General features: G+C 35.9%; 16 protein-coding genes and 1 pseudogene. All 17 read right to left on the reverse strand.

The features are described 5' to 3' along the window. Positions 1–272: 272 nt before the first annotated feature. Positions 273–676: pseudogene (locus QZU81_RS01185) on the reverse strand (hydrogenase iron-sulfur subunit). A 259-nt stretch (positions 677–935) separates the two neighbouring features. Next, entirely contained in the window at positions 936–1,916 is a 981-nt protein-coding gene (idsA, locus tag QZU81_RS01190) for a short chain isoprenyl diphosphate synthase IdsA (RefSeq protein ID WP_292850955.1), read from the reverse strand. 13 nt (positions 1,917–1,929) lie between these two features. Continuing rightward, positions 1,930–3,273: an RNase J family beta-CASP ribonuclease gene (locus QZU81_RS01195; protein ID WP_292850958.1), complete on the reverse strand. Its 1,344-nt coding sequence runs from the start codon at positions 3,271–3,273 to the stop codon at positions 1,930–1,932. A gap of 3 nt (positions 3,274–3,276) precedes the next feature. Then, a complete protein-coding gene (gene fni, locus QZU81_RS01200) occupies positions 3,277–4,323 on the reverse strand; it encodes a type 2 isopentenyl-diphosphate Delta-isomerase (protein ID WP_292850961.1) in 1,047 nt (348 codons plus the stop codon). 3 nt (positions 4,324–4,326) lie between these two features. Next, positions 4,327–5,127: an isopentenyl phosphate kinase gene (locus tag QZU81_RS01205; protein ID WP_292850964.1), complete on the reverse strand. Its 801-nt coding sequence runs from the start codon at positions 5,125–5,127 to the stop codon at positions 4,327–4,329. A 4-nt stretch (positions 5,128–5,131) separates the two neighbouring features. Next, on the reverse strand, positions 5,132–6,094 hold the full coding sequence (gene mvk, locus QZU81_RS01210) for a mevalonate kinase (RefSeq protein WP_292850967.1): 963 nt from the start codon (positions 6,092–6,094) through the stop codon (positions 5,132–5,134). Between the two features lie 9 nt (positions 6,095–6,103). Continuing rightward, positions 6,104–6,952 carry an AmmeMemoRadiSam system protein B gene (amrB, locus tag QZU81_RS01215; RefSeq protein ID WP_292850970.1) on the reverse strand — a complete coding sequence of 283 codons (849 nt, stop codon included), beginning with the start codon at positions 6,950–6,952 and terminating at the stop codon, positions 6,104–6,106. 9 nt (positions 6,953–6,961) lie between these two features. Continuing rightward, on the reverse strand, positions 6,962–7,564 hold the full coding sequence (gene rpsB, locus QZU81_RS01220; RefSeq protein WP_292825645.1) for a 30S ribosomal protein S2: 603 nt from the start codon (positions 7,562–7,564) through the stop codon (positions 6,962–6,964). Between the two features lie 12 nt (positions 7,565–7,576). Continuing rightward, on the reverse strand, positions 7,577–7,771 hold the full coding sequence (locus QZU81_RS01225; protein WP_067043591.1) for a 4Fe-4S dicluster domain-containing protein: 195 nt from the start codon (positions 7,769–7,771) through the stop codon (positions 7,577–7,579). A gap of 18 nt (positions 7,772–7,789) precedes the next feature. Beyond that, positions 7,790–9,034, reverse strand: a complete 1,245-nt coding sequence (eno, locus tag QZU81_RS01230; RefSeq protein WP_295589035.1) for a phosphopyruvate hydratase — start codon at positions 9,032–9,034, stop codon at positions 7,790–7,792. 136 nt (positions 9,035–9,170) lie between these two features. Next, positions 9,171–9,368: a DNA-directed RNA polymerase subunit K gene (locus tag QZU81_RS01235; RefSeq protein ID WP_292740280.1), complete on the reverse strand. Its 198-nt coding sequence runs from the start codon at positions 9,366–9,368 to the stop codon at positions 9,171–9,173. 66 nt (positions 9,369–9,434) lie between these two features. After that, a complete protein-coding gene (locus QZU81_RS01240; protein ID WP_292825639.1) occupies positions 9,435–9,605 on the reverse strand; it encodes a DNA-directed RNA polymerase subunit N in 171 nt (56 codons plus the stop codon). Between the two features lie 48 nt (positions 9,606–9,653). Beyond that, entirely contained in the window at positions 9,654–10,055 is a 402-nt protein-coding gene (locus QZU81_RS01245; RefSeq protein ID WP_292825636.1) for a 30S ribosomal protein S9, read from the reverse strand. 18 nt (positions 10,056–10,073) lie between these two features. Continuing rightward, positions 10,074–10,496: a 50S ribosomal protein L13 gene (locus QZU81_RS01250; RefSeq protein ID WP_292825633.1), complete on the reverse strand. Its 423-nt coding sequence runs from the start codon at positions 10,494–10,496 to the stop codon at positions 10,074–10,076. A 13-nt stretch (positions 10,497–10,509) separates the two neighbouring features. Beyond that, positions 10,510–10,875, reverse strand: a complete 366-nt coding sequence (locus tag QZU81_RS01255; protein WP_292825630.1) for a 50S ribosomal protein L18e — start codon at positions 10,873–10,875, stop codon at positions 10,510–10,512. Beyond that, positions 10,875–11,678 (reverse strand): DNA-directed RNA polymerase subunit D, encoded by an 804-nt coding sequence (locus QZU81_RS01260; protein WP_292850976.1) that lies wholly within the window; start codon positions 11,676–11,678, stop codon positions 10,875–10,877. Before QZU81_RS01260 ends, QZU81_RS01255 begins: the two co-directional genes overlap by 1 nt. 15 nt (positions 11,679–11,693) lie before the next feature. After that, the coding region (locus QZU81_RS01265; protein WP_295589036.1) for a 30S ribosomal protein S11 at positions 11,694–12,070 on the reverse strand (377 nt) is incomplete at its 5' end.

A 12,070-nucleotide genomic window follows, 5' to 3' on the forward strand; every position in this document is an offset into this window, starting at 1 on the left:
ATAGCTATTGTAGACAGTCAAAGAAACCTACATAAATGTTTACATAAATCTCTTTTCAATTAATTATTCTATATCGTTGGAGAAAAAGCAATAGCCTGCATCTATCACTTGCCAATGATGAATTCCCATAGAATAAATTAATTCGAAAGATAATCAAATACTAACTATTTAACATTCTTTCTAACATTAGTAAAAAAAGATACCAATGTTAGAAAGACAATTAAGGGACAGATAGTCCTCTAAAACAACTATCCGCCCAAGCAGTCATTTAATTATTCTAATTCCAATGGTCCCAACTTAGTTAAAGTCTTATGAAATTCCTCCATTGTGGTTTTGAATTTTTCACCTTCGGAAGCTGAAATCCATTCATGTCTGAACCTTTCTTTTTCAATGCCGAATTCCTCAAGAATGTCTTCAACGATTTTTGATCTTCTTGACCATTTGTAGTTTCCTGCATCATAGTGGCAGTCCCCAATATGGCCGCCCCCTACAAATACTCCGTCGGCACCTTCCTGAAATGCTTTGAAAATCATTGAAGGACTAATTCTTCCTGAACACATTACACGAATGATTCTGACATTTGGCGGGTATTGCATACGTGCGGTTCCAGCAGTATCTGCTCCACCATAACAACACCAGTTACATATAAACCTACAATTTTTAAATCATCAGACATCAAATCACCTCATAATTCAGTTTTTTCTGGACTGTATAATGGAGGTTTTACATCATCTGAAACTCCAGCTACATAACCAGTTCTATTATAGTATTAAGCATTATTATTCAAAAACGGAAAAAATTTAAATATCATGATTAATTATTATAAATACGAATGTCCAATGGAAAAGTAATACATTTAAAAAAAAGAATGCAACATATTTTTTACAAAAAATATTTACAAAGTTTACCAAAAAAAGTTAAAAAAAAGAGAGAAATTATGCGCTTCTCTCAAGTACGAAATCTGCAATATCTTTAAGTACTTGTTTAGATGAAGAGTCATCCAATATTTCAAGTACTTCTTTTGCTTTGTCAACAGATTCTAATGCCAAATTGCGAGCATATTCAATAGCACCACAATTTGTTAAAATTTCAATCGCTTCATCTATCTCATCTTGAGAATTATTTTCAGCTTTTAAGATTTCAAGCAATCTGTCATCATCGACGCTTTCCAAACCTTTGATTGCAATGATTGTCATCTTGCCTTTGCCGATGTCTGAACCGATTGGTTTACCTAATGTTTCCTCATCGGATGCAAGATCAAGGTAATCATCCTGAATCTGGAAAGCAAGACCAATCAAACGGCCATACTCATACATTGCATCAATGACTTCATCAGAGGCACCGCCCATAATGGCTCCCGCTTTTGTAGCGGCTGCAATCAATGCACCGGTCTTTTTGAAAATCATTTCCATGTATTCATCTTCGGTTACATCGAATCTTTCTTCAAAGCCCATGTCCAAAGCCTGACCTTCACAGATTTTTACGCAAGCATCTGCAACGGTAGCTAAAGCCTTATTATTCTGATCTGAACTGGTTCCTTCAGTACCGATAATGATTTCAAAAGCTTTGGAGAACAAGGTGTCCCCTGCTAAAATTGCAACATCATCGCCCCAAACCTTGTGGACGGAAGGCATTCCCCTTCTCATATCATCCTGATCCATGATATCATCATGAATCAATGAAAATGTGTGGATAAGTTCAATAGCTGCAGCTGATTTCAAGGCGTTTGTGCGTTCACCGCCAACAGCTTCGGAAGTTATTAATGTTAAAGCCGGCCTAAGCATTTTTCCTCCAGCCCTTGTTAAGTAAACAGATGCTTCAGCAAGATTATCTGGAGTAATAGTGGCTAATTCTTCTTCAATAGTTTTTGTAATGTCTTCGGAATAAGTTCCGAGTACTTCTTTTACATCACTCATTTAAATCCCTCATTTAACTTTTAAAAACTTGTGCTTGTGCATTTCTCAAGATATGAATATCATATCCGATTCTGTATCCCTCTTCTTCAGCAAGTTCAGCATAAGCTGCAAGCATTGATAAATCCCCGTGTGCCGGAATAATATGTTGCGGTTTTAGCATACGCAAGAATTCCCTATGGTCTTCTCTTCCAGCGTGTCCGGAAACGTGAGCATTAGGATAAATTCTAGCACCTTTTAACTTTAATCTCCTTTCCATAATATGCCTGTTAGCTGCATTAGTTGGATTAGGAATGATTGGTGCTGAAATAATAATATTATCACCTTTTTTGATATTGAACGGAGTTCTGCCATTGGCTATCCTTGGAAGCAATGCATCAGGTTCACCTTGGTGTCCTGTAGTTACAAGCAAGTAATTTGCCCTATCCTCATCAGCCTTCATTAAGGCTTTGTTCACAGCTTTTGGAGAGCCGTAAATACTTGCGTTTTTAGGCAATTTCAAAATTCCCAATTTCTGTGCTATACCGCAGAATCTTTCCATTGACCTTCCAAGGAAAAATATTTCCCTGTGACTTTTCTTTGCAATATCCGCAATAGCCTGAACACGTTCAACGTGAGATGAAAATGTGGTAACTATCATACCAGTCTTTTCCTGTAAAGGATTCTTCATTACATCCTCTAGAATATTACGGGCAATACGCTCCGAATGAGTTTTTACTTCATTATAATTAATGGCATTAGTTGTCTCTACAATTAATGCAAGCACTCCTTCCCTACCTAACTCTTTTAATCTTTTATAGTCCGGTGGAGGAGACACCTTTTGATGATTGTCAAATTTGAAATCCAAAGCATAAACAATTATGCCCTCCGGAGTATGTAAAACCGGAAATACCGCTTGTGGAATACTATGTGTTGATTGAACAAATTCTAAAGTAATGTCCTTTGAAAGTTTTATCTTATTCCCCGGATTTAAAGGCTTGATTTCATTGGTTACTTTGAATTTGCGTTCTCCTTTAATTTGTTTTTCAATCAAAGCGGCAGTATAAGGTGTTCCAATTAATGGTGCATCATATCTGTGTGCCAATTTTGCAACTGCACCGATGTGGTCCAAGTGACCGTGTGAAAAGACGATTGCCTTAACTTTTCCGTCAACGTCTTTCATCAATGTGTCATCTGGAATAACACCCCTTTCAATTAAATCTAAACTATGCATCCGATCGATATCTGTATCTTCGTGCATACTAATCCTGTCCAAGTGAATACCCATATCAAAAATAATTACGTCTTCATTAATCTTGACGGCAGTCATGTTTTTCCCGACTTCCTGGTATCCACCAATAGCGATTACTTCAACGCTCATGTTTCATCTCCTTGAATAATTTTTTGTGTTAATACCTCTTTCATTTAGCCATTCTCTTGTTTTTCCGCGAATAACCAAATTAGATTGTTTTAATTCTTCAATGTTATTAGCACCAACTAAAAACATTGCAATTCTTAATGAATTATTGAATCTTTCAATGAATTTGTTAAGTTGATCTTGAGAAGTAGAATTTTTCAAAAATGGCAGTGCCATACCAACAGCATCGGCACCGAGGGCAATGGCTTTAGCGGCTTCAAGACCGCTACGAATTCCTCCTGATGAAATAACAGGAACGTCAACTGCATTAACAACTTCAACAGTGCTAATTGCTGTTGGAATTCCCCAATCCCAGAAGGTTTCGCCTAAATATCTGTCTTCAGCCCTATATGTTTCCACAGCTGCCCAGCTGGTTCCTCCGGCACCTTCAATATCAATATAATCAACACCTACATCAACCAATAATTTTGCAGATTCTCCGGATATTCCGCATCCGGTTTCCTTAGCAACAATTGGAATTTCCACGCAGTCAGTGATTTTGCCGATTAAATCAAGATATCCTCTTGCATCCAAATCACCTTCAGGCTGTATTGATTCTTGAAGAGGATTTAGATGAATAGCCAAGATATCGGCATCCAAAATTTCAACAGCCTTTTCCGCCAAGTTTAATTGAGGCGCTCCGATATTTCCAACAAGTAAACAATTTGGAGCGTTTTCACGAACAACAGTGTAAGTGTCTTCAAGTTCAGGATGTTCACAAGCTGCTCTTTGAGACCCAACACCCAATGCAATGCCATTGCTTTCAGCGGCAATCGCTAACTGCTTATTGATTTCCTTTGAAGCAGGGTGCCCTCCGGTAATTGCTGTTATGAATAAAGGTGAATCTAATTTTTTGCCGAATACGGAAGTGGATAAGTCAATTTCATTTTTGTCAACTTCCGGCAATACATTGTGGATTAATTCAATATCTTCAAATCCTGTAGTCTTATTCTTAAATTCCACATCATAATTTTCACAAATTAATAAATGCTCTAATTTTCTATCTGAAATCATGTGTTAATTTCCCCTTGAAATTACAGTTCCTTTTACGTCTTCATTTTCCAATACTTTAAAAATATTATTTTCAACTTCAGCATTTATTATCTTGGATTCAATTCCTAAATCTGCTAAATATAATAATTCTTTAATTTTACCCACCATTCCACCGGTGACGTCAACATTTGTTGTTCCTTCCAATGTTTCCAAATCATCTAAAGAAGAGAATTTATCAAAAAATATCGCATCATCATGTGTTTTAGGGTTTTTATCATACACACCATCAACGTCAGTTCCGAGTATGACTCTGTCAGGGTTAAGATTTATTGCCAAATATTGTATAATCTGATCGCCGGAAATGACGCAAAGCTCCAACTCGTCATCCAATACGACATCCCCATAAATAACCGGGATAAAACCTTTAGCCAAATATCTCTTAAAGGAATCAAGATTTCCTTGAGTTATCCTTTTATTTGTAGCTGTCATGAAACTGGAAGCTGGTATTGCAACTACAGGCAATCCTTCCTTAATGAATTCTTCACAAATCAGCATGTTCAATTTTTTAACTGCATTTTGAATTTCGCAAAATCCAATTCTTTTTTGAGGATACTCTGACTCTTCAAATCTTTCGCCGATCTTATATTTCTTGGCTGGAGGATGTCCAAAAGAACCTGCTCCATGAACTATAATCAACTCTTTGAAAGAATTATCCAAAGATGATTTGATTTCAAGAGCAATTCTTTTAAGGCTTTCACTGTCAACCTCGCTTTCAATGGAGTCCTTATTAGTTAAAATACTTCCGCCAATTTTTAAAATTATCATAAAATCACATGTAAACCCTTGAAGAAACTCCCCTTTTAGTAAAGTTGACCTTTAAAATATTGTCATCACGGGCAATGGCATTAGCCACTTCATCCACTTTTCCAGGACAGAGTGCGATAATGCTTCCTCCGCCTCCTGCACCGGTAGTTTTGGAACCTATTGCACCGGCTTCTCTTGCATTATACACCATACGGGATAATTCCAATGTATTCACACCAATAACATCTAAGAATCCATGATTGATATTCATTAATTCGCCTATTTTATTGTAATCCTTTTTCAAAATAGCCTGCTTAGCGTAATTGGTCAAATTCCCCATGGCGGTAATGACTGGATTTATAATTTTCGGATTTCTATTCTTCAAATTCCTAACATCCTTAACCATCTTTCCAGTGTTTCCGTGTTTGGTTGTATAACCCACAACAAATGGTGCATTGAAGTTAACTTTGAAATGCTCAACTTTCTTGTTTCTTGATAAGTAAACAAGACCCCCATATGTTGAAACCAAAGTGTCAAGGGGACTGGCTACGCCCTGAACGGCTTGTTCAACCATGTGAGCATCATGAGCCAATGATTTCTTATTAAACCTAACATTATGATATCTGTATAATGCCGCCAATGTAGCTACAGTAACGGCCGCAGAAGAACCGAGTCCTGAACCGATAGGAACATTTGATGACAATGTTATTTCTATTGGAGAGTGATCGTGTGCTCTATAAAGAGATTCTAAAATATATCTAATAATACCTGGTTTTCCTTTTGTTAAAATGTATCTTTTTTCTCTTGAAATTAATTCCGCTTCAAATCCAATATCAGGTGCTTTAAAAATAGATTTCTCAGAATTGGATTCTCTAATGGTAATATAAGCTCTCTTATTAACGGCACCTGCAATAGCAGGTTCTCCATAAACCACAGAATGTTCACCAAATAAAATTGTTTTTGCAGGAGCAGAAGCTTTTGCTATCATAAAAACACCCTATTTAAAAATCCCCGAAGCATATCCGACAACAGAAGTTAAATCTCCAGTAACGTCACCGCTAGTTTGGTAAGCCAATATGTCACAATCATTCTTTCCGCATCTTTTAGAAAGGGAAATGGCGGTCATTACCGGACCATAACCACACATGGTAATGTTATATTGAATAACCTCTTCAAAAAGCTTGAATTCATTCATCTCTTCAATATCTTCCAAAACAAAGCCATCAACCTTATTGGCTTTTTCCTGATTATTAAAATGAGAAAGGTCTGTACTTGCAATAACACAATAAGACCTGTTTAATTTGTTTCCCGCTTCAAAAATAGCATTTGCCAAATCATTTGAAGTTACAAAGGTTTGAGTACCCATCGTAATCGGGACAATTTTAAAATCATCAGAAAAATATTGAAGGAAAGGTAACTGAACTTCAATACTGTGTTCACGAAGGTGAGCATGAAAATCAGCGCTTGCAATATCCGAAACGGATATTATCTCATCAGCAAACTCGCTGTCGACATCAACGCTTCCCAATGGTGTAATCCATTGGCCTTCATTGAAAACAGAGATTTCAGTACCGAATCCTGTGTGATTTGGACTTAAAATGATAAAAACTTCAGGAAAACCATTCTCAACGATTTTGCAATAACCGTGTGAAGCTATTGCACCAGAATATTGATAACCTGCATGAGGAACCATGACATTGATAGGGTAATCTCCATTATCAAAGTCACTTAACTTGGGAATGAAACCAATGCCAGAATCATCTAAAAAACAGCTTTCAATAAGCCTTTTTAGACTTTCAGCATCCCCTGGATAAAATGCTCCAGCAACCGCAGGTTTTCTTATCATTTAACTCACTTAAAATTTAAGTTCGAAGTCAGTTGAATCAATATCTAGGTCACCGTCTTCAGGAATATCTCCTCTTTCTCTTAAGATTTGTCTTGCAAGTAACCAGTAAACTAAAGCAATAGCTTTTCTACCTTTGTTGTTTACAGGAACTGCAATATCAACGAAACTGAGTAAGTTTTCAGTATCACATAAAGCAATTACAGGAATACCATTTTGTTTGGATTCTAAGATTGCTTGTGCGTCTGATCTAGGGTCAGTTACAACAATAATTTTTGGTTCAATGAATTTAGCGTAATTTGGGTTTGTTAAAGTACCTGGGATGAATCTGCCTGGAATGGTTTTTGCGCCAGTGAGTTCACCGAATTTTTTAACAGGAGCTTGACCGTATTGACGGGTAGCAACTACTAAAATGTCTTCAGGGTCGTATTTTGCTAAAAGTTTTGCAATTTGTCTAATTCTTTCATCAGTTTTTTGAATATCTAATACATATAAACCATCAGATCTTACTCTGAAAATGTATTTTTCCATGTCACTAGTTTTTTGTTGAGTTCCGATATGTAAACCAGCTGCTAAATAATTATCTAAATCTATTAAAAGTTCATCATTTGCCATTTTATCACCTATTTAATCTTCATCTTCAATTTTAACACATTCATTTGGACATACGTCCATACATACTTCACAATAACTGCATTCTGAAGGATCAGTAATTACAATTTTGTCTCCTTCAAGAACTAATACCTCCATTGGACAGACATCAGCACATTCTGCACAGTCCGCACCATCACATTTGTCATAATCAATTGTTACTTTAGCCATATTAAAATCCCCAAAATTTTAAAATGTACCCATTTTCGGATTTGGAAGCTCCTCTTCAATACGGATAAGCTCATTCAATTTAGCTATTCTTTCCCCACCTATAGCTCCGGTTTTTATCATAGGAGATGAAAAACCAACAGCGAGATGAGCAATAGTCTCATCAGTAGTTTCACCGGATCTGTGAGATACTACAGGAACAATATTGTTTTCTTTAGCTAACTTTACTGTAGCATAAGTTTCAGACAATGAACCTATTTGGTTCGGTTTGATAATGATTGCATTAGCAGCATTCATCTCAATGCCTTTTGCCAAGAAGTCCTTATTTGTTACAAACAGGTCATCTCCACAGATTAGGCATCTATCGCCCACTTTTGCAGTCAATTGAGCAAATCCATCAAAGTCTGATTCGTCAAATGGGTCTTCTACATAAAACATATTATAAGTATCAATAATATCTTTTACGAAATCAATTTGATCTCCAGTATCCCTTTTAATACCATCTTGAGCATAAATATACTTTTGCTCTTCTGCATTCCATAATTCGGAAGCAGCCATATCTAAAGAAGGCCTGATTTCAATACCTAATTCGTCACCAACTTCTTCACAAGCCTGAGCTTGAATTTCCAAAGCATTATCATTAGTGATATTAGGCACCCATCCTCCTTCATCACCTTTACCGCCGGTAAAGTTTGAATCTTTAGTTTGAATTAACTCTTTCAATCTTTTATGAACTGAAGCATTTGCAAAAATTGCATCGCTAACATTAGTGGCTCCAACAGGAACAACTAGGAATTCCTGAATATCCGGCGCATTAATGCCTGCGTGTGCTCCACCATTCATCATATTTCCAAGAGGGAAAGGCAATTCATTTACTAAGTTTCCACCAATGTATTTATATAATGGCATATTATAAGATGCAGCTGCAGCTTTAGCTACTGCCATGGAAATAGCAACAGCTGTATTGCCTCCAATAGCAGATAAATTGTCAGTTCCATCAACTTCCCTTATCACTTCATCAATGGTCGCCAAGTCTTCAGCATCCATTCCAATGAGTTCAGAAGCAATTAGATTTTCCATTTCACTTACAACTTCATCAATTCCACCTTTAGGATAAGACACTACCTCTCTTGAACCAGTGCTTGCTCCACTAGGCGCAGCGGCTCTACCAGAACTATTCCAAGTAATCACATCTACTTCGATAGTCGGGTTTCCCCTGCTGTCCAAAATCTTTCGAACTTGGACGTCTTCTATTATACTAACCAAAAAAAACACCTCAGTGCCATTTAATTTGTTACCAACTAACCTATACTCCTTAAAAATCAGTAAGTTTCTTTATAGAGTTATATTGGTATTTTTTATTTTTTTTAAATAAATATTAGGAATAAATAGAAAAAACTATTTATTCATCTCTAATTACATCTAATGGTAAAACTCCAGCTTTAAGTTCTTCGTAAGCTATATCAATTGGATCTAAGGAATCTTTAATTTCCACTAAAGGTTTTGCACCCATAGATATTTGAATTGCTCTAGCTCCGAGAAGTCTAGCTCTTTCAAACCTTGTTAATTTTTTTTCAACATTCATGAATATTACTTCCATATTTAGGCATATATTTTACCAAGATTATATTTTATAATAAAACAATATCCCTACAAATTGTAAAATCTATTCCCATGTTTCCACATGAGAAATCAACATTCTTCTACAACAATATCTAGTTAAACCTAAGTCATCTAAAACATCTTTAGACTTTTCACCAGCATCTACTCTTTTATTATATTCATCGAATAATGCTGATACAGGTTTTCCACAACTTAAACATCTAATAGGAATCATTTATATCATCTTTTTTAATTTAAATAAAATATAAAAGTACAGAAATAATTATCTGTAACTTTTTTGTTTACGTGCTCTTGCTCCAGGACCACCATATTTTTTAGGTTCTGAACGTCTTGGGTCACCTACTAACATAGTTCTGTCATATTGAATGAATTTTTCTTTTAAATCCATATCTTGTGACCATTGGACAAGTCCTTTTGCAATTACCATACGTGCAGCTTCAGCTTGTCCCATTACTCCTCCACCAATGACTTTGACGTTGATATCAACTTCGTTAGCTAAGTCACCAGCTAAGATTAATGGTTCTTGTAATTTCAAGTTAGCAAGCTCTGGAGAGTAAAGTTCTAAAGGAATTTTGTTAATTCTAACTTTACCAGTTCCTTCACGAACAGTACCTCTTGCGATAGCTGTTTTACGTTTTCCACTAGTATGAATAACTTTAACCATAATCACACATCCATTTATCTAAAAGGTAGCTCCTAAAAGTTTGGAGATTTCCCCTAATTCAATACCTTTTTTAAGATTTTTGTATTCTGCTTCCGGAACTGCGGTGAGTTCTGCATCAGCATATTCTGCTGGTACGCCAACAAATGCTTTTAAACCTTTGAATGCAGTTTTACCTTTAGATTTTTTGAAAGGTAACATTCCTCTTACAGTTCTTCTAAATATATCATCTGGTCTTCTAGGATATTTTGGACCTAAGTCACGAGGGTTAGAAATACTTGCCCTGTCAACTCTTTGTTTGTATTTAGCGTAAGCCCAATCCTTGTTTCCAGTTAACATAATTTTTTCAGCGTTGAGAATAACTACTTCTTCGCCTTCTAAAAGATTTTTACTAGTTATACTAGCTAATCTTCCTAAAACGCATCCTTCTCCATCAATAATCATAATAACACCCTATTTATTCCATGATCCTAATGTTTGATCCTTTAGGATTAGTTTCGATTATTTCATCAATTGCGATGCATTCTCCACCAGCACTTTCGATTTTTTCTTGTGCTTTAGCTGAGAATTTTAATGCTACGACATCTACTTTTTCTGTTAAATCACCATTTGATAAAACTTTACCCGGTACTAAAATAGTTTCGCCAGCTTCAGCATGTCTTGCAATATCAGACAAATTTACTTCAGCGGTTCTTCTATTAGACCTTTCAAGTCTTTGAGCAACATCTTTCCAAATAGCTGCATCTTCACTTCTTGATTTGTCATAAAGTTTATTAATAAGTTCAATAAGGTTAGGATTAGTTTTTATAATCTTTTTAGCCATTATTTACTTCCTCCTTCTTCACTAAATCTGATAAACTTATCTGCTTTTTCACCTAATACTTCACAAGCTTTTAATAAAACTTCTTTAGGAGGCATTGATCCATCAGTTTCTATTCTAAATATGAAATCATTTTCACGATACCCTACATTAATGTATCCGTTAGTTGAAGCTCTAACACAACTTTTACACATAGCGCAGTTTTCAATGTCCAAAATCTTAATCTTTTTAGATCTTCTGTCAGATTTCAAAACACCTCTAGGACATGCAGATGCACAGTCATAATCAATTTCAACATCATCATTGAAAGTGATTTCAGGATATTGCTTGTATGCACATACAGTTGTTGGCATCCATTTTGCATGTTCTTTTCCATAACCGACTTTTGCGACAGCTTCAAGATGTATTTCTTCGCCTTCTTTAAGCTTAACTAAAGGAATAGTATCGTATACTGGTTTAATTTTTGAGTCTGAAGATATTAAATCCTTAGAATAAACAACTTTAGGTCCTTCTTCATTCAAACTGAACATAATCCCATTAGTATACTCTTCCCAATCATCATCTTCAGGTAATGATAAACCTTCAAGAGCATCAAGATCAGAAACTAAAGGAGTTAAACCAAGTCTATGAGCAAGCACCTCATTAAACATTGCAGAATCATTTCTCATAATATTTACATCTTCGATAGCTATTTTCGGCACGTTCACCATAGCGCATCTTCTGATTGCATTTATAAAAGGCACTTCTGCATCACGAACAATGAATACAATTTCATCATTGCTTTGACTTTTTAATTCTATCTCCATATTAAACCCTTCCACTTAAACTCTTCTTCCTCTTTTACCACCAGGTCTTCCAGTACCATCGTGAGGAATTGGAGTGATATCTTCGATTTTTCCTATTTTAATTCCAGCTCTTGCTAAAGCACGAATAGTAGCTTGTGCACCAGGTCCTGGACTTCTAGGTCCATTTCCACCAGGAGCTCTTACTTTAATGTGTAAGCCAACAAATCCTTTTTCTTTAGCATCATCAGCTATTCTGGTTGCTGCAGCCATAGCTGCGAAAGGTGAAGCTTGTTGTCTGTCTGCACGTACAACTCTTCCACCAGACCATTGTGAAATAGTTTCAGCACCAGTAATATCTGTTACAGTAATAATAGTGTTATTGAATGATGAGTAAATATTAGCTATACCCCATT

Origin of the sequence: uncultured Methanobrevibacter sp., from assembly GCF_902770715.1 — an archaeon.
In the GTDB taxonomy this organism is placed as follows: Archaea; Methanobacteriota; Methanobacteria; order Methanobacteriales; family Methanobacteriaceae; genus Methanocatella.